Source organism: Streptomyces sp. NPDC012935, from assembly GCF_042900345.1.
GTDB lineage: Bacteria > Actinomycetota > Actinomycetes > Streptomycetales > Streptomycetaceae > Streptomyces.
Genome location: NZ_JBIBBC010000001.1, coordinates 719,509 through 741,546 on the forward strand (window position 1 = coordinate 719,509; position 22,038 = coordinate 741,546).

The window sequence follows — 22,038 nt, forward strand, 5'->3', positions numbered from 1 at the left end:
CCTCATGGATCCCACGGATCTCACGGATCTTCTTACGGAGCACGCGTGTGTACTTCGCATGACCATGACCATGCCCAGGGCGAGGCCGAGCAGGCCGGTGCCGGAAGACGCGGTTTCCTGCGCGCGACCGCGCTGCTCGGCGCCGCCGCCACGGCGGGGGTCGCACTGCCGGCCGTGGCCGAGGCGTCCCCGGCCACGGCCGGCTGGCGTCCGAACACCGAAAGCCGCCGCTTCACGCTGGCCGTGATGCCCGACACCCAGTACCTCTTCGACGGGCCGAGCATCAACGCGGCGCCCGTCGAGGCGTCCCTGCGCTACCTCCTGGAGCACGGGCGGGAGGAGAACATCGTCTTCCTGTCGCACCTCGGCGACCTCACCGAGAACGGCGCGAAGGACGAATGCGCCGCTATCGGCAAGGCGTTCGAGCTGCTCGACCGGCGGGGCGTCGGCTACAGCATCCTCGCCGGCAACCACGACGTGAAGTCCTCCACGGACGACCAGCGCGGCTCGACGCCGTACCTGGACACGTTCGGGCCGCGGCGCTTCCAGGGCAAGCCCACCTTCGGAGGCGCCTCTTCGGACGGCTACAACACCTACCACCTGTTCCGGGCGGCCGGCCGCGAGTGGATGGTGCTCGCCCTGGACTGGCGGCTGTCGGCGAAGGGCTACACCTGGGCGAAGGACGTGCTCGCCCGGCACCCGAGGACGCCGGTCATCCTCACCACCCACGAACTGGTCGTCCAGGACGACGCGTTGTCGTCGTACGGCCGGCAGCTGTGGGACCAGCTGATAGAGGACCACGACCAGATCTTCCTGACCCTCAACGGGCACTACTGGCCCGCGGGCCGGGTCACCCGCAAGAACGCGGCGGGCAACGACGTCCACCTGCACCTGACGAACTACCAGAACCGCTACTTCGGCGGCGCGGCGATGATCCGCCTCTACCGCTTCGACCTCGACCGGAACGTCATCGACGTCGAGACGGTCTCCCCGTGGATCCTGGGCCGGGCCGCGAAGGGGCTCAACGAGCTGGAGCGGCAGGAGATCGAACTCAGCGGCGACGCCGACCGTTTCTCCGTCGACATCGACTTCGCGGACCGCTTCTCCGGCTTCGCCCCGGTACCCGCCCGCCCGGCGCGCCCCGCGTCGAAGATGCTGATCCGGGACACGGCCGCCTACTGGCGCTTCGAGTCGCCCGTCACCGGCACCGTCCGCGACCTGTCCGGCCACGGCAACGACCTCACCGTGGTCTCCGTGGGCGGCGGCAAGCTCGGCTGGTCCGAGGACCACCACCCCGACCAGCCCGGCCACGGCAGCCTGGAGTTCCAGGGCTACAAGTCCCCCCTGAAGGGGGCGTACCTGCGCACGGTCGACGGCGCCCCGCTCAACGCGGCCACCTTCAGGAACGGTTACACCGTCGAGGCCTTCTACCGGCTCCCCGCCGACTGGGACGCCTCGCACAACGCGTGGGCGGGCCTGGTCAGCCGTACCGGCACGGGCGGGGCGGCAGGCAAGACGGAGGGCGACCCCGACGAGCCGCTCGCCACGCTCTCCCTCTCCGACGGGCCGGGCCCGCAGTGGGCGGTCCGCCCGCTCAACCAGCAGGGCATCGCCACCAACTGGGGCGACGAGACCGCACGCGAGACCTGGTGGCACGTCGCGGTCGTCAACGACGGCAGGCACACCACGCTGTACGTGCAGGGCTGCCCGGTGGCCCGCAACCCGCACGCCACCGCGATCGGCCTCACCTCGGTCGGGCTGCCGTGGCTGCTCGGCGGCTACGAGTACGGCGGCAAGATCGACCAGATCCTGTACGGCCGCCTCGGCGACGTCCGTATCGTCGCGCGGGCGCTGCCCGTCACGTCCTTCATGAACCACTGACGCCCGCCCGAGGATGAACATGACCGATCAGCAGCTGCCCACCTGGGCGGACCCGTCCGTCGCCCCCGCCGACCTCGACCCGCAGGGCGTCTCGCGGCGCGGACTCCTGCGCCGTGCGGGCCTGTTCGGCGCCGCGTTCGCGCTGGGCTCCGCGGCCGTGCCCGCGGCGGCGTCCACACGGGGGTGGGGCGGCGACGACCCGCGCCTCGCCTACCTCGTCGGCGACCACCACATCCACACGGTCTACAGCCACGACGCCAAGTACACCTTCTCCCAACTGGCCGCCGCGGGCGCGAAGTACGGGCTCGACTGGATGGTGTTCACCGAGCACTCGAACTTCGGGCACGCCAAGTACGGGGCCGCGCTGGAGCACGAGGAGATCCTCAAGGCGCGCGCCGAGAACCCGCGCCAGCTCATCTTCCAGGGCCTGGAGTGGTACATCCCGGCCGCCGAGCACTGCACGGTCTTCGCGGCGCCCGGCCGGCACGAGGTCGACCTGCTCACCCAGTTCGAGAGCGCCTACGACGGCAAGCTGCTCGGCTACGACAAGGGCGGCCCCGCCGACGCGGACACCGCCCGCAACGAGGCCCACGCCGTCAAGGCCATCAAGTGGCTGGCGCAGCAGCGCCGCAAGGGCTACGTGGACGACGTCCTCGTCCTCGCCAACCACCCGCTGCGCCTGGGCATCGACTCTCCGCACGAGATGCGGGCCTGGCGGGACGCGGCCCCCGAGATCATGATCGGCATGGAGGGCGCGCCGGGCGCCCAGGGCGCGGCGATCCCCGGCTGGCGCGGCAGTACGTCCATGCGCGGCGAGTACGAGAACAAGCCCTCGGCGCAGTCCTGGCCGGGCTACCCGGCTCAGGCGTATCTGACCTACGGCGGCTTCGACTGGGCGACCGCGACGGTCGGCGGGTTGTGGGACTCGATGCTGGCGGAGGGCCGTCTGTTCTCGATCACCACGAACTCCGACGCCCACCGCATCGTCTTCGACACCTGGCGCAACGGCGACTGGCCCGCGGGCCAGAACTTCGACAACACCGGCAAGCTGCCCGACCCGGTGAACACCGACGCCCCGCAGCCGGGCAGCGACTTCTGGCCGGGCCAGTTCAGCCGCACCCACGTCGGCGTGACCCGCTACGGCTACCGCGCGGTGATGGCGGGCCTGCGCGCGGGCCGGGTCTGGCTCGACCACGGGCATCTCCTCGACGGCCTCGACGTCCGCGTCAAGCGGGACTGCGACCACGGCCGCGGCGTCACCCTGGGCGGCCGGCTTCGGGCACGCGAGGGCGAGAAGCTCACGCTGCATGTCACGGTCACGACGGCCTCCCGGCCCAACCCGGAGGGAATCCTGCCCGAGTTGGCGCACGTGGACGTCATCCGTGGCGCGGTGCGCGGCCCGGTGGCCGACCGGGACGCCTGGAAGGCGGCGGACACCAAGGTCGTGACGACGAAGGACGTGAGCGGCCGCAAGGGGACGTACACCCTGCGCATCCCGCTCACCGCCGGGCACGAGTCCTTCTACGTCCGCCTGCGCGGCAGCGACGGCAACCGCAACGGCACGGGCTACCTCGGCGCCTCGGTCGACCCGCACGGCCCGATCCCGCACGCGCCCGGAGACGGTGACCCGTGGGCGGATACGTGGTTCTATTCGAATCCCGTATTCGTCGACGTGGCAGGAGCCTGACAAACTGATGAAGCGTCACTTCCTCACTCCCGTCTGCTTATTGGCCGCCCTGGGGCTCGGCGCGGGCACCGCATCCGCCGCCGGTGACCCGCAATGGGCCGAGTCGGGCACGGCGTACACCGACACGCTGGGCGGCGGCCAGGGTCTCGCCGCCCGGGCGGACGGCTCGCTCCTCTACCGGGGCCTGGCCGACATCCCGCTGAGCCTGCGGATCAAGGGCTGGAACCACGTCGGCGACCCGGACATCGCCCAGGGCCACGTCTTCGACGCCTATCAGGGCCCGGACACGGCCACGTCCAAGATGTTCGCGGTGACGACCCCGGCGGGGAAGCGCTACGAGTACGTCCACCAGCTCAACCCGGGCGAGAAGCTCAACAACTCCTTCGCCGCGGTCTCGCCCGACGGACAGTGGCTGGTGTCGGGCGAGTGGAGCGAGCAGCGAAGACTCCAGGTCTTCCCCGCTCCCCTGCTCAACCCCGCGACCCCACCGACCGGCGGAGACCTCAAGGAGGCCTGGCAGATCACCCTCGACAAGCCCGTACGCGACATCCAGGGCTGCGACTTCGTGACGGACACCCGCCTGATCTGCGCCTCCAACGACGCCTCGGGCACCCTCTTCCCGGAGATCCGCCCCCTTCTCCAGGTCGACCTGCCCCGCAAGGTGGACGGCCAGCCGGTGACGGGCGCGGTGCAGAGCCTGCTCGCCCTGCCGCAGCGCAGCCTGTGCACGGGTTCGTTCGAGACGGAGGGCGTCGACTACGACGTGAACAGCGGCACGTTGCGGGCGCAGATGATTCCGCCCGGGGTGTGTGCGGTGGCTACTGCCGTGTACGCCTACAAGTAAGGGGTCTGAACGACAAGTCCGCGACACCTCTCGGTCATTGACCCGCCGGCCGCCGGAAACACCCCCACACCGGGATGATCTGGGGCACGATGGGGAATGGCCGTTGCACGACCACACAGCATGCCGCAGCGGACGGGGGCTTCGAGAGGGGGCCGCGCATGCTCAAAGACGTGTTCACGGGGGACGGACGCCGATTAGCCGTCGAGATCAGCGGAGATCCCGGCGGCTCACCGGTGTTCCTGCTGCACGGCACGCCCGGCAGCCGGCTCGGCCCGGCTCCCCGCCCGATGCTCCTGTACCACCAGCGGGTTCGGCTCATCACCTACGACCGCCCCGGCTACGGTCCCTCCGACCGCCTCCCCGGTCGCCGGGTCGCCCATGTCTCCGCCGACGTCGCCGCCATCGCGGACGCCCTCGGCGTCGAGCGCTTCGCCGTCGTCGGCCGCTCCGGCGGCGGGCCACACGCCCTCGCCTGCGCCGCGCTGCTGCCGGACCGGGTGACCCGGGCCGCCGTCCTGGTCAGCCTCGCCCCGCGGGACGCGGACGGGCTGGACTGGTTCGCGGGCATGACGGCGTCCAACGTCAACGAGTACACCAAGGCCCTGGATGGGCCCGGCCAGCTCGAGGACAGCCTGCGCAAGCGGTCCGTGGACATCCGGTCGGACCCTCGCAAGCTGCTGGCGCAACTGCGGTGGGAACTGACCGAGTCCGATCTGCGGGTGGTCTCGGACGCGGGGATCCGGGCGATGCTGCTGCGCAACTACCGTGAGGCGCTCAGCGTGTCCGCCGACGGCTGGGTGGACGACGCCCTGTCGTTCTGCAGCCCGTGGGGCTTCTCGCCGGCGGACATCTCCGTACCCGTCCTGCTGTGGCACGGCGAACGGGACGGGTTCTCGCCGGCCAGCCACACCCGGTGGCTGGCCGAACGCATTCCGGGGGGCCGGGCCGTCCTGCACCCCGAGGAGGCGCACTTCGCGTCGCTGCGGGTGCTGCCCGACGTGTTCACCTGGCTGCTGGGCGGACGCTCGCGCCTTTCGGCCGAGCCCGCCTGAGTCCCGTACCCGATCACACGGCCGGCGGCTCCAGGTCCCGGTGGATGCGCTTGCCCTCGCGGACGCTCACCGTGTGCGGATGGTTCTCGCCGAGCAGCCGTACGAACTCGGCGTGCGTGCTCTCCTGGAGCTGGTCGGACTCGGGGATGCGGCCCAGCGCGCGCAGCGTCACGCCCAGGTTGGCGCGCGAGACGATGGTGTCCGGGTGCTCGTGGCCGAGGGTGGGCTGGAAGCCGGCGACCGCCATCCGCTCCAGGTCCTCAGCCTGGCGCAGCTCGTTCAGCTCCGCCAGTACGTTGGCGAGGTTGACGGCACAGGCGAGCGTGTAGGGGTGACGCTCGCCGAGCGCCTCCCGCAGGGTGTCGAGGTTCTTCTCCAGCAGCGTCCTCGCCCTGTTCGCCTCGCCGGAACCGCGCAGGAAGATCCCGAGGTTGTTGACGGCGGCGAGCGTCGCCGGATGACGCTCGCCGGGTGCCGTGCGGTACTGCCGCACGATGTCCTGCGCCAGTGCCAGGGCCTCCTCGCGCGCCCCGGTGGCGTACAGGTCGGTCGCGTAGTTCAGGGTGCAGTCCAGCACGTCGGGGGTGGACGCGGGTGTGTCCCGCAGCCGGTAGTGCTCGCGGGTCTGCTGGGTGAGCGCCCGCGCCTCGTCCACCCGGCCGGCCTTGCGCAAGGACACGGCGAGGCTCTTCGCGTTGCGCAGAGTCTCCGGGTAGGTGTCGCCGAACAGGCGCTTGTACGACTCGTAGCTGCTGCTCAGCAGGGAGATGGACGGCTCGTACTCGCCCGTCTCGCGCAGGTCGCGGCCCAGGTTGGTGATGCTGATCAACGTGTGCGGATGCGAGGCACCGAGGTCGTTGCGCCGCAGGTCGTAGATCTCCTGGTCGACGTCGCGTGCCTTGGTGTAGTGGCCGAGCAGTCTCAGGCACACCGCGCGGTTGTTGTTGGCGCTCAGGGTGCGCGGGTGGTCCTCGCCGAAGTTCTCCTTGAAGCCGTTGTAGGCCTCCTTCGCGAGCTCCAGGGCCTCCTCGAACCGGCCGATGCTGCCCAGGTCGGTGGCGAGGCCGCTGGCCGTCATCAGGATGTGCGGATGGCCCGGCGTCAGCAAGGCGCGCTGCTGGGCGAGGGTGTCGGAGCCCAGTTCCTCCGCCTCCACGTACTTGCCCAGCGAGCGCAGCACATTGGCGATGTGGAAGCGCAGGTGCAGCAGCTGGGTCCGGAGTTCCGTCGCGTACCGCCGCTCCTCGGCGAGGGTGCGCGGGGCCCGCGGGTCCCGTAAGCCGGCCGGCTGGGGCGCGGGTACCCGCTCGGGCGGCTGCCGCTTCTCGAGGTCGGCGATCCGGGCGCGGCTGACCGTCAACTGGCGTTCCCACAGCTGCCGCAGGCCTTCGGCGAAGGAGAGCGCGGCATTCAGGTCGCCGCGCTTCCACAGGTAGCGGACGCGGTCGATGAGCAGCTGCCGGGTCTTCGGCTCGTCGCAGGTGCTGGCCTCGGAAGCCTCAAGGTGCGGCCAGATCGCGGCGAAGATGGGCTGGTTCTTCGGGTCGTCGATCGGCTCCTCGCCGGACGGGCGGGCACCGGCCAGTATGCGGTGCACGACGTGCTGGGCGTCCTCCTGTTCCCGGGGCGTGAGCTGGGAGCGGATCACCGCCTGCACCAGCCGGTGCACCTGGATCGACTCGGTGGCCCGGTCCACCTTGGCGAGGGCGAACCGGCCTATCTCCCGGATCACCCGGCCGAGCACCATCCTCTCCTGGAGCGACGGGTCGAGCTCGGCCAGGACGCTCGTCATCTCGTCGCCGTACAACAGCTCCATCGAGATGGGTTCGGCGGCGAAGAAGGCGCACAGCTGGAGCAGGCGCACTGCCGCCGGGGAACGTTCCTTCAGGCGATCGATGGAGACGTTCCAGGTGGCGCCGACCGGTTCGGGGTAGTTCGCGGGCTGGCTGAGTGACAGCACCCGCTCCGCCTGGTGCTCCAGTTCGGTGAGGTAGGTGTCGACGGGCGTGCCGGTCTCGGCCAGCCAGGCGCCGGCCTGGTCGAGGGCCAGGGGCAGGTCGCCCACGGCGGCGGCGACCCGGTCGGCGTCCTCCGTGGTGAGGTCGGCGGCCCGGCGCAGCAGGTGCTCGATGCTCTCCTCGCGCAGGAACGGATCGATCTCCAGGGCCTCGCCGAACTGCAGCCAGGTCTGGTTGCGGGAGGTGACGAGCACATGGCCGGCACCACCGGGAAAGTGCTTGCTCACCTCCTGCGGCTCGTCGGCGTTGTCGAACACCAGCAGCCAGCGCAGCGTCGAGGACGACTGGCGCAGATGGTCGCAGACCTCCTGGGCGGCCTGCGCGGCGTCGTCGCCGACCCGCAGCCCCAGCCGGCGCGCGAGATCGGTGAGGGCGGAGACCACGAGCTCGTTCTGCTCGGAGGGGATCCACCACACAAGGTCGTAGTCGGCGGCGAACCGGTGCACGTACTCCAGCGCGATCTGGGTCTTGCCGACACCGCCCAGCCCGTAGAGGGCGTACGGCGCCGGCGATCCGCCCGTATTGCTGCTGCCGAGCCCGTCGCGGAGCCTTTCCAGCAGTGCGCTGCGGCCGGTGAAGGAGGAGTTGCGCGGCGAGACGTTCCAGAACTTCGGCACCGTGTCCGGGAACCGGGCGTCCCGGTACGCCGACTCGTCGGTCAGCTCGGCCGGCAGCGGCGGCTTGCCGAGGGCCCGCAGCAGGGCGGAGGCGGCGTTCCGCTCACTGGTGCGCACCAGGTCGACGGAGGGGCGCTCGCTGAACGTGGGCGCCGGGCGCAGGTCGCCGACCCGGACGGCGACCACCTGCCGGCGGCCCGAGAGATCACCGCCGGCGGCCGCGTCCCACACCTGGCGGGCCCGCGCGGAGCGCTGGAACGCCGGGGAGAGCACGAACACGGTGCGGTCGGCGGGCTTCTCGGCACCGTCTCCCTCGCAGCCGACATACCTGCGGGACACCTTGAAGCCGGCCCTCGACAGCTGGGAGGCGATCCAGTCGGCCCACATACGGTCCTCGGACACATAGCTGAGGTGCAGGTCGGCGGGGAGCGCGAGCCGGGGGCGGGTGAACTTCGCCGCCACGGCCTCGCGCACCTCCTCGGCCATGCGGGGCAGCGCTATGACGGCCTGATCGCTGATCACGCCGGTGAGCCGCTCGAAGGCGGCCAGCAGGGACGTCGCGTTGCCGGCCTCGTCGCCGAACGTGGCCAGCGTCTCCTCATAGGCGTAGTAGGGCCGGTACGGGACCTCCACCGAACCCCAGTAGCCGGTGAGTTCCTCCTCGGTCATGCCGGTGGGGAACCCGTCGAACTTGGCGCGGGCAAAAGCGCGCCCGGCATCCGCCTTCTCCTTCTCGCCCTCGTCGATGCGCATGGGTACGGGCAGGATGCGGATACGGCGGCGGCGGTACCGGTCGCGGATGTCGTGGGCGACCGCCGCGGCGCCGTCGATGCTCTGGTCGCTGAGGGTGAAGCAGTCGACCAGGGTGTCGGGCAGGTGGGCGGTGCAGACGTCGGCGATGTCGGACAGTCCGGTGCGGCTGTCGACGAGGACGTAGTCATAGTTGTGGCGCATGTCCTCGCGCAGCGCGTCGAAGAAGAGTCCGCCGCCGAGGTCGTCGTAGAAGTGGTCCCAGTCGAAGGTGCTCACGAGCGCCGAGTAGTCGCGGTCCTGCCGTCCCGCCGACACCAGGTCCAGGGTGCCGGGTTCGGGGAAGGGCCAGTCCAGGGAGACGGCGTGGCGCTGGATGCGGGCGTAGTCCAGATGCCAGTCCGGCGGCCGCTCGTCGCTGTCGTCGTCGTCGCCGTCGCCGGTGGCCGCCCAGGCGTACTCCTTGAGCATGTCGATGACGCCGGTGGTGGCGCCGATGGTGGCAGGGTCGAGGAACGGGTGGAAGAAGCGGTGCAGGCCCGGTGCCTCCAGGTCCCAGTCCACGGCGAGGACACGCTTGCCGTTGGCGGCCAGGATCCAGGCCGCGTTGGCGAGGGCCATGGTCCGGCCGGTGCCGCCCTTGTACGAATAGAACGTGACGATGCGGCCGGCCCGGCCGTCCTGTTCGTCAAGGCTGCTCATCGCGGTCTTCCTCCTCGGCGTTCCGGCGGTGTCCCTGGGGTCGGCTGTCCTGGCTGTCCTTCCCGCACAGCCGGAATCGCTCGGTGCCCTGTCCGGCCGGTGGCCGGGGCTGGGCCCGCTTGCGGTACTCGCCCTCCGCCCACTGCACGACGTCGGGGAGGACCTGGTCGAAGGTCTTGTGGTCCGGCACCCCCCGGACCGCGGGTCTGCACGCCTGCCGGCCCAGCCGGATGCGGCGCGGCAGGGTGGCCTCGGCCTGGGCGGCGAGTTCGTACTCGGCCTCGTCGCTGTCGGGGTCGTTCTCGTTCCACGGCACCACAAGGCCGGTGGGCGGAAGATCACTGCTGTCGAACTCGCCGAGGGCGGCGCGGTGTTCGGGATCGCGCAGCACCCAGCGGTCGAGGAGCACGACCTCCGGCCCTTCGGCGGGATGCGCGGTGTGGTCGAACTCGCGGACGTCGGGGCGGAAGGCGAGTCCCTCGGCGATGTCGGCGGCGATCCGGGCGAGGGGCCGGCCGGACGCGGGGTGGTAGGGGTTCCAGTCAACGGCCGAGGGGCCGTAGTAGTCGGGTGTGCGGCCCTCGGGGAGCCGGTTCAGGGAGGCCGCCGCCACGCTGATGCGCAGGGTGCGCCCGGTGGTCGAGGCCTTCGTCGGGGTGGCAGCGAAGGCGTCGGATGCCGTGCTCAGTGCGGCGCGGTCGCCGTGCTCGACGACGACGCTGTCGCCCACGTCGACGATGCGCCGGGCCAGATGCAGGACCGCCTTCTCGTAGTCGCTGCGAAAGGCTCTCAGCTTGGCCAGTCCGTACAGGCCCAACGTGCGGTAGCGCTGGCCGAGTTCGGGGTGGATGTACTGCACTTCCTTCACGCATTCGGGGAGCCGGCGGTCGGGCACGGGCGACCACAGAGCGGGCACCACCCCGCTGGGATCGCCGGGTTGCTCGGCGTCGACGTGGCGCGCCGGGCGGCTGCCGAAGGCCGCCCACTCCTTGCCGCACCACGAACTGATGAAGTAGCGCGGCGAGTACAGCGGCACGAACACCCGGCAGCGGGCGAGCGAGTCGCCGAGTTCACTGCTCCAGATCTGCCCTGTCCGAATCGACCCGTCCATGAATCCCGGCGCACCCGGATGGGCCGTCATGTGCTGGATGTGTTCGCACAGTTCCTGGAAGAGACGGTGGACCCACAGATCCGGGTTCGCCGATCCCGAGCCGTCCTGCGGCATGCGGGCGTAACTGAGAAAGAAATAGGGGGCGGTGGCATCCCCCATTGGTCCCGTCGGCTCCACGCGATCCCCCGATCCCGTCCCCCGTTCCCCCGCCCCGGCGGGGGTGGACACTCAGTGTAGGAACCTCGCAGCGATTTGTGACGGGTCTGTGAAAACGTGGAGGGATCGTTTTCCGGCCAGCCAGGCAGTGGCGAAGTCCACCGCCGCGCCGAGCGGGAACAGCCGGGCGTGCGCGGCCCCGACGCGACCGCCGCGCACGACCGGGTGGGACCGTGCTGCGTCCTGCTTCTCGAAGTCGGCACCCAGCGCACCGAAGTCACTGTCGTCCAGAGCGACGTCCTCGTACTCGATCCAGCTGCGCTCCCCGTCGCGCCGGACCACGCAGCGATAGGTCCGCCGGGGCGCCCCGGGGACCCGGTACTCGCCGAGGTGGAAGGCGCTGCACACCTCGAACCCGACACCCAGCAGCAGCACCAGCGCGCCGGCCGCGTACAGCGGGCCCAGCGGTGAGCGTTCGCCCAGGTGACAGTTCTCGTCATGCACGGCCAGCAGTTCGCCGGCCCGGGCGCCCACGGCGGCGAACGACGTCTGCGGATGCGCACTGCGCACCCGTCCCCCGGCGCACCGCACGGCCTCGGCCAGCCGCCCCATGCCCTCGGAGGGCGTCTCGTCCGGATCGAACGCGGGCATCTGCTCGCGCATTGCCCGGATTTGATCGGTCGTCATGTTCCGGGTGCGGTCCCGGTACGCCGGTGAGGTGTCGGAGTTTCCTGCGGTGAACGTCGGCACGACGAGCGTGCCCTCGGGGCCGAGGGCGGTACGAAGCGCGGCCAGGACGGCGTCGGGTCCGGCGGCGACCCGGCGAAGGGAGGCGTGGACCAGCAGGGTGGCCCCGGGCCGGACGCCCAGTACCGCGAGTTCCTCGCCGAGCGACGCGATCACGTCGGCGTCGGCGTCGGCGTCGGCGTCGGCCTCGGCGTCGGCGTTCACAGGCTTCGTCCGATACCGTCGACGAACCTCCGGCCGAGCCCGGTCAGCGATTCGGCGGCCGTCAACTCCGCCCACTGGGCCCGCGTGCGGCGCGCGCTCTCGGCGTCCTGCCTCAGTGCGTCGGTCGCGGCGCGCGCGTAGGTGTCGGCGAGCATCGTGCCGGTGCGGGCGTCGGACTCGTCGTACAGGTCGCACGCGTCGAGCAGCGCGTCCAGCACGCCGAGCCTGAATCCGCGCACCAGGTCCATGGCGACGCGCTCCGGGTCTGAGTCGAGATGGACGCCCAGCGCGCTGAACCCTCCGCCGGGCACGAAGTGTTCGGGATCGGGCGAGGCGGCGAGCGGGGTGATCACGCGGACGCCCTCGGCCAAGCCGGCGGCGACGGCCGGCACGGCCTTGCGGATCAACGCCCAGGCCTGCGGCAGCACATGACGCCACAGCTCGGTCTCCGCGTCTGTCAGCCGTCCGCCGACCGGAGTGCCGTAGCAATCGCGATGTGGATCAACGTCGTCCAGGGCGACGTCGAGCCCGTCGGCCCGGACCCGAGGCAGCGGCTCCCAAGCCGGACCAGTGAGGTGCCGCTGCGTCAACTCCGCGAATTCACAGGCGAGTTGGTCGCACGCACTGCCCAAGCCGGGAAGATGGGCGAAGCCGTCGTGCACCGGTACCCTCACCCGCTCGACGGCCTGCGCGGGCAGCGCCACGGCGGCCACGAGCGAGGCCAGGTGGTCGGGCGATGCGGCCTCGTCGAGGCAGCGCACGGCCCAGGTGCGGGTGTACGGATGGGCTAGGAGCGGCTCCAGCAGAGCGCCATCACGCCGCCCCAGACCGAGGGCGAGCTGCCAGGAGCGGGCCCACAGTTCGCCTGCCCGCGGCCCGACCTCCTCATGCAGGGCGGTCAGCAGCCCGCGGGTGACGTCCTGCCGGACCCGTGCCAACTCCCGTACACCTGCGCCCTCGTCGCTGCCGTCGGCCAGGGCGTCGAGGCCTGCGATCGGACGGGTCGCGCTCGCTCCGGTCCGGGCGTCGATGGAGAGGATCAGTTCCTTCAGGTCCGCGCAGAACACTGACGGGTTGCCGAATCCGGTGCCGTCGGAGCGGTAGCGGTGGGCGAACAGCCCGCCGCCGCAGGAGCGCACCACGGGGCAGGCGCGGCACTGGGCGCACAGGTCGTCCAGACCGTGCTGCCGGGCGGCGATGCCGGGATGGCCGGCCACGGCGTCGAGGGTGTGGCGGAAGACGTCCTTGCCGGTGACCGGCGCCCCGTCGTACGCGGTCTTCAGCGAGTCCGCCTGCTCGTAGGTGCCGTCGGTCTCGACCACGACGACATCGGCGGCCTCCAGGCCCATCGCCTCGGTCAGGCTGGGGCCGCCGCCGAGGGTGCTGACGACCGAGTCGAACAGCCGCACCGGCATCGGACGTCCCCGCTCGCTCCAACGGTCATGGATGGTGAGGAGCCAGTCGGCGTACGGGGTGCCTGCGCCGTCGGGTCGCAGGGGAGGTTCGTCCCAGGTGGCGTGCGGCAGGAGGAAGTCGATGCGCGGGGGCCGCAGAGCGGCCAGGGCGTCATAGACGGCGACGGGGTCGTTGCGCACGTCGATGGTGCACAGGATGCCGGCGTAGAGGTGGCGATAGCGGTCCTGGTCGAGCAGGGCGAGCGCCCGGAGGACCTTGTCGTGGCTGCTGCGGCCGTTGGCGAAGAGCCGGTGACGGTCGTTTGCGGCCCGGTCGCCGTCGAGGGAGACACCGACCCGGACGCCGTACTCGGCGAAGAGATCCAGGTGGCGCTCGCCCAGCTGAACGGCGTTGGTGTGGATGCGCAGGTCGAGGGCGCAGATGCCGTGCAGCGCGGTGGTCAGCGCCTCACAGACGGCCCGTAAGCGTGCCGGGCCCGCGAGCAGCGGTTCGCCTCCGTGCAGAATGACCTGCACGGAGGCGAGCTGGTGTTTCTTGGCATGCTCCGCCAGCCGAAGGGCGGTCCAGGAGATCGTTTCCTGTGAGATCACCCTGGGTCGCGAACTCCAGCTCTGGTCGGCGTGCTCGTAGATGTAGCAGTGCCGGCAGGCGAGATCGCATCTGCTGTGCACTTTCAGCACGAGCTGCCGCAGCGGGACGGTCGGACCGGTCATGACGGAGTATGCGGTGTCCTCAGATGGACGACTGGAAGGTGACCGTTCCCCCCCTGCGCGTCTGCTCGGACGAGCGAGCGCGACGTACGCCTCGGACGCTCTTCGGGTCGTGCGGAGCGTCGAGACCCGGCGCGGTGGTGTGAGCTTCGGCAGCCGACGGACGAACCCTGGTGCCGGCAGTGGCTCTGGTTGGAACGGTCACGGTATTCCCTGATCAGGAGGGGAAGGTGGGTGAGTGAATGGACACTCTGGCAGCACGTTACAGCCGCGGGGTCGCTAGTACCCCGCTGATGACCAAACTATGCACCCGACTGGGGGATATCGGTACCGCTTCGGGGTAATGAAACACCTCAGCTGTAGAACCGGGACAGACTTGTCAGTACCGCCGCCGGCTTGGCCCCGCCCTCGATCTCTATCGTGCCGTCCACGGCGATCTGTACACCGCCCGGTACCTCCTGCACCTCGGCCAGTTTACCGATGAGCCGGATCCGCGACCCGACTTTCACCGGAGACGGGAAACGCACCTTGTTCAGCCCGTAGTTGACCTTCGTCGTCACTCCTTGGACATCCAACAGCTCGGTGAACAAAGGGATGAAGAGGGAGAGCGTCAGATATCCGTGCGCGATGGGCGCGCCGAAGGGCCCCTCCGCCGCCCGCTCCGGGTCGACGTGAATCCACTGATGGTCGCCCGTGGCGTCGGCGAACGTGTTGATGCGGTCCTGGGTGATCTCGATCCACTCGCTGGTGCCGAGGTCGCTGCCGGCCAGCTTCTTCAGTTCGTCGAGGCCGTTCACGGTGATGGTCATGCGGTTCCTTCACTCTTGCCGTACCGGGTACGGACACGGGATTTGAGGAGCTTTCCGGAGGCGGTGCGCGGGAGTTCGTCCGCGAGGACGACCGACTTCGGGATCTTGTACTTGGCGAGCCGTCCGGACAGGGAGGCCAGCACCTCGTCGGGGTCGACGGTGGCGCCCTCGCGGGGCACGACGACCGCGCGCGGTACCTCGCCCCACTTGTCGTCCGGCACCCCGATCACCGCGCATTCGACGATGTCGGGGTGGGCGAGGAGCAGGTCCTCGATCTCGGCGGGGTAGATGTTCTCGCCGCCGGAGATGATCAGATCCTTCATGCGGTCGACGATGAAGACGTAGCCGTCCTCGTCGGTTCGGGCCGCGTCCCCGCTGCGGAACCAGCCGTCCGCGAAGGAGGCGGCCGTCTCCTCGGGCAACCCCCAGTAGCCGGGCATGACATGGGGGCCGCGGACCACGACCTCGCCGGTCTCGCCGACGTCGACGGGGGCGAGGTCCGGCCCCACGACGCGTACATCGCTGAAGAAGTGCGGCACGCCGGCCGAGCCGGCCTTGGTGACAGCGTGTTCCGCGTCCAGGAACAGGGTTCCGGGCGCGGCCTCCGTCATGCCGTAGCCCTGGAGGAAGGTCAGGCCGCGTTCCTGGTACGCGGCGATGAGCGGGGTCGGTACGGGGGAGCCGCCGCACGTCAGGATGCGCAGGGACGACAGGTCCGCTTCGGGCCAGCGCGGGTGCCTGGCGACCTGGTCGAACATGGTCGGCACGCCGAACATGAAGGTGATCCGGTGCCGTTCGATCAGGTCGAAGGTGGCTTCCGGGTCGAAGGCCTCGACCAGGACGCAGGCGCCGCCCTTGAGGAGCACGGGCAGGGTCAGCATGTTCAGGCCCGCCGTGTGGAACAACGGGGCACTGACCAGGGCGCGTTCGTCGGCGATCAGGTCGGTGTCGACGAGGACGTTCAGCGCGTTCCAGGTGATGTTGCCGTGGGTGAGCATCGCGCCCTTGGGGCGCCCGGTGGTGCCCGAGGTGTACATGATGATGCAGGTGTCCTCGGGGGTGACCGGTGTGTCGATCGGCTCCTCGGACGCCGACGCGAGCGCCTCCTCGTATTCGGGTCCCAGCTCGACGTAGGTGCGGACATCGGTGCTGCCGGGGAGTCCTGCGACCAGACCGGTGTGTGACGGGCCGTAGAGCAGGGCCTTGGCGCCGGAGTCGGCGAGCTGGTACGCGATCTCGGGGCCGGCCAGGCGGGTGTTGAGGGGGACGAAGACCGCGCCCAGCGTGCCCGCCGCGAACAGGGTCTCCAGGTAGGAGGGGTGGTTCGGGCCGAGGTAGGCGATGCGGTCGCCGCGGCGGATGCCGCGGGCGCGCAGTGCGTGGGCGAGGCGGGTCGTGCGCGTGTGCAGGGTGCGGTAGTCCGTGGACGTCCCGCCGTGGATCAGGGCGGTGCGGTGCGGGGTCTTGCGGGCCCGGCGTGCGGGCCATGACCCCAGTCCCTCGTTGCGCATGTCACGCCCCTTACGGTGTCGTCAGCCCGAGCAGCCGGGCGGCGTTCTCCTTGAGGATCTTCGGCTTGACCTCGTCCTTGATCGACAGCTTCCCGAAGTCGGCGAGCCAGCGGTCGGGGGTGAGGACGGGGAAGTCGGAGCCGAAGAGCACCTTGTCCCTGAGCAGGGTGTTCGCGTACTGAACCAGCTGCGGCGGGAAGTACTTCGGCGACCAGCCGGACAGGTCGATGTGCACCCCCGGCTTGTGCGTGGCGACGGCGAGGGCCTCGTCCTGCCAGGGGAACGACGGGTGGGCGAGGATGATCTTCAGGTGGGGGAAGTCGGCCGCCACGTCGTCCACGTGGAGGGGGTTGGAGTACTTGAGGCGGATGCCGCCCCCGCCGGGGACTCCGGCGCCGATACCCGTCTGACCGGTGTGGAAGAGGGCGATCGTGCCGGTCTCCTCGATCACCTCGTAGAGGTCGTACGCCACCGAGCGGTCGTTGGGGAAGAACCCCTGGATGCTGGGGTGGAACTTGAAGCCCTTCACCCCGTACTCCTCGACCAGGCGGCGGGCCTGCTTGACGCCCGCCTTGCCGCGGAAGGGGTCGATGGAGGCGAAGGGGATCAGGACGTCGGCGTTGGCGGCGGCCGCGTCGGCCACCTCCTCGTTCGGGACGGGTGGCGTGCCCGTCGCGGACTCGGCGTCGACCGTGAAGATCACGGCGGCCATCTTCCGCTCGCGGTAGTAGGCGGCCGTCTCCTCCAGGGTCGGCTTCCGCTTGCCCTCGACCTTGAAGTAGGCCGAGGAGGCGTCGTGCAGGTCGTCGTCCAGGGAGGAGTGGCCCTTGGAGGAGACCTCCGCGTGGGTGTGGACGTCGATCGCGACCAGCTCGTCGGGATTCATGGAGGGGGCCATCACGCCTCCGGGAACTTGGGCGCCGGAATGCCGACCGACTGGAGCTCGGCGCCGACCGAGGAGGACCAGACGTCGGCCAGGGTGTCGGGGGTCCAGCCGCCGTCCGCGAACGCCGCCGCGATCTCCTGCGGATGGGACCAGAGTGCCACCTTGTCACCGCCGATGCCGATGGCCTGGCCCGTGATGCCGCGGGCGGCCTCGGAGGCGAGGAACGGGACGAGGGCGGCGCAGTCCTCGGGGGTGCCGAAGCCCTCGCCCTTGCGCAGGAAGTCGGGCAGTGGCTCGCCGCTCTTCATCGCCTCCACATACGGGGCGAACGCGGGGATCGTCTCGGTCATGGCGGTCGCGGCGACCGGCACGATCGCGTTGACGGTGATGTTCGCGCGGCCCAGCTCCATCGACCAGGTACGGGCCATGGCGGCGATGCCGGCCTTGGCGGCGGCGTAGTTCGTCTGCCCGAAGTTGCCGCGCTGCCCGGCCGGGGAGCCGACCAGGATCAGGGTGCCTCCCTCGCCCTGCTCGCGCATGCGGACGGCGGCGGCGCGGGCGCAGGTGAAGGTGCCCTTGAGGTGGGTGGTGAGCACCGCGTCGAAGTCGTCGTCGGTCATCTTCCACAGGACCTTGTCGCGCAGGATGCCCGCGTTGGTCACCAGGACGTCGAGCCGGCCGAACTCCTCGACCGCGCGGCCGACCAGCCGGTCCGCGGCCTCGGCCGTGCCGACCGGGACGACCTCGGCGACGGCGGTGCCGCCCGCTTCGGTGATGGACTTCACGGCCGCCTCGGCAACGGCCTCGTCGACGTCGTTGACGACCACGGAGGCGCCGTGGGCGGCCAGGGCGTGGGCGTAGGCCAGGCCTAGGCCCCGGCCGCTGCCGGTGATGACGGCGGCCTTGCCGGTGAGATCGATGCTGGGCACGGGCGGGTCCCTTCGGGTGGGGGTGCGGGTGGTGCGACTTCGATGTCGAAGGCGGTGCGAGATCGAAGGTAGGAACAATAATTGGTGACGTCAATAGTTGTTGGTGACCCGTCCTTGCGTCATGCTGGGGGCAGTACGTACGCACGCCCCCTCACCCGGGGCCTCGACCAGGGAGCCCGCCATCGCCAGCCGGCCGACCACGAACCCCGCACCGATCGACGCCGACGAGCCGTGGATGCGGGGACTGCACTCCGACACGGGCTATCTGCTGTACCGCCTCGGCCTGCGCTCCGGTCAGCTCTTCAACGCCTCCCTCCAGGAGTCGGGACTGCGCCTGCGCCACTACGCGGTCCTGCGGTTCCTCGCCACCACGCCGGGCGCGCTCCAGCGCGAGCTGAGCACGTCGCTCGGCTACGACCCGAGCGCGATCGTCGGCCTGGTCGACGACCTGGAGAAGCAGGGCTTCGCCGAGCGGCGCCCTTCCCCCGACGACCGCCGTAGCCGGATCATCGTGCTGACCGAGGGCGGCCGTGCGTTCCTGCGCGACACCGACGAGGCCGGGCAGCGCGTCACCAACGAGCTGCTCCAGCCTCTCGACCCCGCCGAGCGCGAGCAGCTGCACGCATTGCTGCAGAGGGTCAGCGAGTCCGGCCTGGCGTGACGGGTTTGACGGGTCGCACAGTTTTCACAGGGTGATGGGGGTGCCGATGACCGCCGACGCCGAGCCGACCGCGCCGGCCAAAGGGACGCGTTCCGCGCCCGACCGTCTGCTGTCCGTGCTCGGAGCCTTCGACCTCGAGCATCCGGCGCTGTGCCTGACGGACATCAGCCGACGGGCCGGACTCAGTCTGACCACCGCGCACCGGCTCGTGACCGCGCTCAGCGAGTGGGGCGCCCTGGAGCGGGACGAATCCGGTCTCTACCACGTCGGCCTGCGGCTGTGGGAGCTCGCGGCACTCGCGCCGCGCGGGCCGGCGCTGCGGCAGATCGCGCTGCCGTACCTGGAGGACCTGTATGAAGCGACGCACGAGAACGTGCAGTTGGCGGTCCAGGACGGTCCCGAGGTCGTGTACATCGAGTGGCTGTCGGGACGCTCCGCGGTCGGCGTCCACATCCGCGTCGGGGCCCGCTGGCCGCTGCACGCCACCGGGGTCGGCCTCGCGCTGCTCGCCCACAGCGACGCGGAGTTCCAGGACCAGTATCTCGCCGGGCCGCTCTCCTCCTTCACTCCGTACACCATCACCGACCCCGCCCGGCTGCGCCGCGTGCTGGCCGACGTACGCCGCACCGGAGTGGCCGTGAGCAGCCGCCAGGTCACCGACGACGCCCTGTCGGTCGCCGCTCCGATCCGCAGCCCGGACGGCACGATCGCCGCCGCCGTGTCCGTGGTCGTACCCCAAGCCGACGCACAGGTTCCGGTGTTGGTGCCGGCCGTACGGCTGGCGGCGCGGGGGATCTCGCGGGCGCTGGGGTGGCAGCCCGAGACAGCGGCCTAGGCTCTGCCGTTTGGATCATCCCGGCGCTGCGGGGCCTGGCACGCGCATCTGCTGCCTGTCGCCGGTCGCCGACTCCCCCACTCTCGACTTCGCTCGAGCGGGAGGGGTACCTCCCTCGCGTCGACTCCCTCCTCGCGCCTTGCAGCTGCACGCCCCAAACGCTCGGGTCCGCCCAGACGAACCGACCCTCACAGCCGAGCTGATCCGCACGACGGGTCCCAGGGGTCACAGGCCACGGCGGCGGATACCGTCGCGGCGGCCGCGTCGATCAGCACCGCGGGGGTGAGCCCGAGGCCGATCTGCAAGGTCGGCGCGAAGGCGCCCGTCATGAAGGCGCCGTCGTGCGGATACTGCCGGTCCCGGCCACGATGGCGCTGTTCGGCACCTGGCATGGGGCACCGAAGCCGCTGCGACGGCACCACGACCGGTTCGGCCCGCAAGTGCAGCCACCGGCATGCCCGGACCGGCCCTACAGGCGGACGGTCATCTCGACGCTCACCTTTTCACCGGCCTCGATCCCCTGCGGCTTGCGTACCGCGTTCTTGAGCGGCAGCAGATAGCCGCCGTCCTTGGGGAAGAGGGACGTCTCGAAGGCGACCTCGCCGATCCGCGCCTCGACGGGGATGACGCCCCAGCCGTACGTGGCCATCGCGGCCACCTCGCGGATGTCGGCGGCCTCCTCGTCCGGCACCCTGACGAAGTAGTACGGCGCCGGCCCACGCCATTCGATGACCGGACCGGTGAAGGCGAGTTCCATGCGTTCAGGGCCTTCTCTCTCCAGGGCGACGCACTCCGGCCGTGCTGGTACGCATTCACAGAATGAACTTACCTGTGGCGCAAGGGATTTATCTGTTTCACCTCTTGACGACCCGAGAGTCGAGGAGCACATTGACGACACTCTGAGAGCGCTCTCAAGCCTGTACCCCAAGCCGCTCTCCGGAGCACCCGCGCACCCCACACCCCGTACCCGAGAGGCAGCACCTCACATGAGTGGAACCTCCGGCACACCCCACAGACGACGGCGTCCGCTGCGGCGCGGCCTCGTCGCCGTCCTGAGCACCCTGGGTCTGGCGGCGGCCGTCGCCACGGTCGCCACCCCGTCCGCGAACGCCGACGCTCCCGCGCCCCCGTCGGGCTGGACGCAGGTCTTCGTGGACGACTTCACCGGTGCCGCCGGCACCGGCGTCAACACCGCGAACTGGCAGTACGCCACCGGCACCGGCTACCCCGGCGGTCCCGCCAACTGGGGGACCGGCGAGATCGAGACCATGACGTCCAGCACGAACAACGTGGCCCTGGACGGCAGCGGCAACCTGCGCATCACCCCGCGCCGCGACGCCTCCGGCAATTGGACGTCCGGCCGTATCGAGACCAACCGCACCGACTTCCAGCCGCCGGCGGGCGGCAAGCTGCGGGTGCAGTCCCGAATCCAGATGCCGAACGTCACGGGCGCGGCCGCCCGCGGCTACTGGCCGGCGTTCTGGATGCTGGGCGCGCCCTACCGCGGCAACTACTGGAACTGGCCGAGCGTCGGCGAGCTGGACATCATGGAGAACGTCCAGGGCCTCAACACCGTGTGGTCGACGATGCACTGCGGCACGAGCCCCGGCGGGCCGTGCAACGAGACGACGGGCATCGGCGGTTCCCGGGCCTGCCCCGGCGCGACCTGCCAGGCGGGCTTCCACACGTACGCGGTGGAATGGGACCGCTCGACCAGCCCGGAGCAGATCCGCTTCTATGTCGACGACATCAATTACCACACCGTACGGGCCGATCAGGTGGATGCGACGACCTGGAGCAACGCCACCAACCACGGCTTCTACATCATCCTGAACGTGGCGATGGGCGGCGGCTTCGTCGACGCCTTCGGCGGCGGCCCGGACGGCGCGACCGTGCCCGGCCACTCGATGGTCGTCGACTACGTCCAGGTGCTGTCCAGTGGGAGCGGTACCACTCCCCCGCCGACAGGCAACCGTGACGCCTACAGCGCCATCCAGGCCGAGTCGTACGACAGCCAGGGCGGGGTCATCGCCGAGACCACGGCCGACTCGGGCGGCGGCCAGAACATCGGCTCTCTCGCGGGCGGCGACTGGGCTCTGTACCGGGGCGTCAACTTCGGCTCCACAGCGGCCACTCAGTTCGTCGGCCGGGTGGCGAGTGGGGCGGCGAGCGGCGTCAGCGGTCTGGTCGAGGTGCGCCTGGACAGCCGCAGCAACGCGCCGGTCGGGAGTTTCGCGGTGGGCAACACCGGTGGGTGGCAGTCGTGGCGGACGATCCCCGCGAACATCAGCGGGGTGACCGGCACGCACGACGTCTACCTCACCTTCACCAGCGGCCAGCCGTCGGACTTCGTGAACGTGAACTGGTTCAACTTCGGCCGCTGAGCGGCGACTTGACGAGGCATGCCGAGTCGCCTGCCGACCAGTCGTGCCGAGTCATGCGCCGCCCGTTGCCCCGCGAGAACGCGCCGGTCCCAGCCGGTCCTCGCGGGGCATGGCTGCGGGACGACGGT

17 protein-coding genes are annotated in these 22,038 nt (G+C 70.6%); 7 read left to right on the forward strand and 10 right to left on the reverse strand.

The genetic code is table 11. From position 1 onward, the window contains the following. Positions 1-45: 45 nt before the first annotated feature. The 4 genes from ACFY5C_RS03165 (at position 46) to ACFY5C_RS03180 (ending at position 5,464) form a co-directional block, all read left to right on the forward strand. Positions 46-1,881, forward strand: coding sequence for a LamG-like jellyroll fold domain-containing protein (locus tag ACFY5C_RS03165; protein ID WP_389439776.1), 1,836 nt, complete (start codon positions 46-48; stop codon positions 1,879-1,881). A 19-nt stretch (positions 1,882-1,900) separates the two neighbouring features. Further along, entirely contained in the window at positions 1,901-3,568 is a 1,668-nt protein-coding gene (locus ACFY5C_RS03170) for a PHP domain-containing protein (protein WP_389439778.1), read from the forward strand. A 7-nt stretch (positions 3,569-3,575) separates the two neighbouring features. Next, the gene (locus ACFY5C_RS03175; protein WP_389439780.1) at positions 3,576-4,412 is read left to right on the forward strand and encodes a hypothetical protein; all 837 of its coding nucleotides are present in this window, start codon (positions 3,576-3,578) and stop codon (positions 4,410-4,412) included. A 158-nt stretch (positions 4,413-4,570) separates the two neighbouring features. Next, entirely contained in the window at positions 4,571-5,464 is an 894-nt protein-coding gene (locus ACFY5C_RS03180; protein WP_389439782.1) for an alpha/beta fold hydrolase, read from the forward strand. A gap of 13 nt (positions 5,465-5,477) precedes the next feature. On the opposite strand, the gene fxsT is transcribed toward ACFY5C_RS03180, so the two are convergent. The 8 genes from fxsT to ACFY5C_RS03220 form a co-directional block, all read right to left on the reverse strand. Next, positions 5,478-9,551 carry an FxSxx-COOH system tetratricopeptide repeat protein gene (fxsT, locus tag ACFY5C_RS03185; protein WP_389439784.1) on the reverse strand — a complete coding sequence of 1,358 codons (4,074 nt, stop codon included), beginning with the start codon at positions 9,549-9,551 and terminating at the stop codon, positions 5,478-5,480. Further along, positions 9,538-10,821 carry a TIR-like protein FxsC gene (locus ACFY5C_RS03190; RefSeq protein ID WP_389439786.1) on the reverse strand — a complete coding sequence of 428 codons (1,284 nt, stop codon included), beginning with the start codon at positions 10,819-10,821 and terminating at the stop codon, positions 9,538-9,540. The genes fxsT and ACFY5C_RS03190 overlap by 14 nt, the downstream gene beginning before the upstream one ends. 69 nt (positions 10,822-10,890) lie before the next feature. Next, positions 10,891-11,769, reverse strand: coding sequence for an aminoglycoside N(3)-acetyltransferase (locus tag ACFY5C_RS03195; RefSeq protein WP_389439788.1), 879 nt, complete (start codon positions 11,767-11,769; stop codon positions 10,891-10,893). Continuing rightward, positions 11,766-13,898 (reverse strand): FxsB family cyclophane-forming radical SAM/SPASM peptide maturase, encoded by a 2,133-nt coding sequence (locus ACFY5C_RS03200; protein ID WP_389439790.1) that lies wholly within the window; start codon positions 13,896-13,898, stop codon positions 11,766-11,768. Before ACFY5C_RS03200 ends, ACFY5C_RS03195 begins: the two co-directional genes overlap by 4 nt. A 350-nt stretch (positions 13,899-14,248) precedes the next feature. After that, positions 14,249-14,704 carry a MaoC family dehydratase gene (locus tag ACFY5C_RS03205; RefSeq protein WP_389439792.1) on the reverse strand — a complete coding sequence of 152 codons (456 nt, stop codon included), beginning with the start codon at positions 14,702-14,704 and terminating at the stop codon, positions 14,249-14,251. Continuing rightward, positions 14,701-16,215, reverse strand: a complete 1,515-nt coding sequence (locus ACFY5C_RS03210; protein ID WP_389439794.1) for a long-chain fatty acid--CoA ligase — start codon at positions 16,213-16,215, stop codon at positions 14,701-14,703. Before ACFY5C_RS03210 ends, ACFY5C_RS03205 begins: the two co-directional genes overlap by 4 nt. Positions 16,216-16,225: 10 nt before the next feature. Then, positions 16,226-17,101 (reverse strand): amidohydrolase family protein, encoded by an 876-nt coding sequence (locus ACFY5C_RS03215; protein ID WP_389440679.1) that lies wholly within the window; start codon positions 17,099-17,101, stop codon positions 16,226-16,228. Between the two features lie 11 nt (positions 17,102-17,112). Continuing rightward, on the reverse strand, positions 17,113-18,030 hold the full coding sequence (locus ACFY5C_RS03220) for an SDR family NAD(P)-dependent oxidoreductase (protein WP_389439796.1): 918 nt from the start codon (positions 18,028-18,030) through the stop codon (positions 17,113-17,115). A 121-nt stretch (positions 18,031-18,151) separates the two neighbouring features. On the opposite strand from ACFY5C_RS03220, the gene ACFY5C_RS03225 reads away from it, so the two are divergent. Together ACFY5C_RS03225 and ACFY5C_RS03230 are read left to right on the forward strand one after the other, a co-directional pair. Then, positions 18,152-18,691, forward strand: a complete 540-nt coding sequence (locus ACFY5C_RS03225) for a MarR family winged helix-turn-helix transcriptional regulator (RefSeq protein ID WP_389439798.1) — start codon at positions 18,152-18,154, stop codon at positions 18,689-18,691. 46 nt (positions 18,692-18,737) lie between these two features. After that, a complete protein-coding gene (locus ACFY5C_RS03230; RefSeq protein WP_389439800.1) occupies positions 18,738-19,526 on the forward strand; it encodes an IclR family transcriptional regulator in 789 nt (262 codons plus the stop codon). A 188-nt stretch (positions 19,527-19,714) separates the two neighbouring features. Here ACFY5C_RS03230 and ACFY5C_RS03235 read toward each other — a convergent pair whose 3' ends face one another. Then, complete coding sequence (locus ACFY5C_RS03235) at positions 19,715-19,918, reverse strand: hypothetical protein (protein WP_389440729.1); 204 nt, start codon at positions 19,916-19,918, stop codon at positions 19,715-19,717. Positions 19,919-19,995: 77 nt separating this feature from the next. Further along, on the reverse strand, positions 19,996-20,283 hold the full coding sequence (locus ACFY5C_RS03240) for a DUF1905 domain-containing protein (protein ID WP_389439801.1): 288 nt from the start codon (positions 20,281-20,283) through the stop codon (positions 19,996-19,998). A 229-nt stretch (positions 20,284-20,512) separates the two neighbouring features. Between ACFY5C_RS03240 and ACFY5C_RS03245 the strand changes: the two genes are divergently transcribed. Continuing rightward, entirely contained in the window at positions 20,513-21,910 is a 1,398-nt protein-coding gene (locus tag ACFY5C_RS03245) for a glycoside hydrolase family 16 protein (protein ID WP_389439803.1), read from the forward strand. Positions 21,911-22,038: the final 128 nt, after the last annotated feature.

Bases quoted from the DNA above. Each gene is read 5' to 3' on its own strand.
- ACFY5C_RS03200 (WP_389439790.1), bottom strand. From the start codon at position 13,898: ATGACCGGTCCGACCGTCCCGCTGCGGCAGCTCGTGCTGAAAGTGCAC.
- ACFY5C_RS03175 (WP_389439780.1), top strand. From the start codon at position 3,576: ATGAAGCGTCACTTCCTCACTCCCGTCTGCTTATTGGCCGCCCTGGGG.
- ACFY5C_RS03225 (WP_389439798.1), top strand. From the start codon at position 18,152: ATGCTGGGGGCAGTACGTACGCACGCCCCCTCACCCGGGGCCTCGACC.
- fxsT (WP_389439784.1), bottom strand. From the start codon at position 9,551: ATGAGCAGCCTTGACGAACAGGACGGCCGGGCCGGCCGCATCGTCACG.
- ACFY5C_RS03205 (WP_389439792.1), bottom strand. From the start codon at position 14,704: ATGACCATCACCGTGAACGGCCTCGACGAACTGAAGAAGCTGGCCGGC.
- ACFY5C_RS03230 (WP_389439800.1), top strand. From the start codon at position 18,738: ATGACCGCCGACGCCGAGCCGACCGCGCCGGCCAAAGGGACGCGTTCC.
- ACFY5C_RS03210 (WP_389439794.1), bottom strand. From the start codon at position 16,215: ATGCGCAACGAGGGACTGGGGTCATGGCCCGCACGCCGGGCCCGCAAG.
- ACFY5C_RS03170 (WP_389439778.1), top strand. From the start codon at position 1,901: ATGACCGATCAGCAGCTGCCCACCTGGGCGGACCCGTCCGTCGCCCCC.
- ACFY5C_RS03190 (WP_389439786.1), bottom strand. From the start codon at position 10,821: ATGGGGGATGCCACCGCCCCCTATTTCTTTCTCAGTTACGCCCGCATG.
- ACFY5C_RS03180 (WP_389439782.1), top strand. From the start codon at position 4,571: ATGCTCAAAGACGTGTTCACGGGGGACGGACGCCGATTAGCCGTCGAG.
- ACFY5C_RS03240 (WP_389439801.1), bottom strand. From the start codon at position 20,283: ATGGAACTCGCCTTCACCGGTCCGGTCATCGAATGGCGTGGGCCGGCG.
- ACFY5C_RS03245 (WP_389439803.1), top strand. From the start codon at position 20,513: ATGAGTGGAACCTCCGGCACACCCCACAGACGACGGCGTCCGCTGCGG.
- ACFY5C_RS03235 (WP_389440729.1), bottom strand. From the start codon at position 19,918: ATGCCAGGTGCCGAACAGCGCCATCGTGGCCGGGACCGGCAGTATCCG.
- ACFY5C_RS03215 (WP_389440679.1), bottom strand. From the start codon at position 17,101: ATGAATCCCGACGAGCTGGTCGCGATCGACGTCCACACCCACGCGGAG.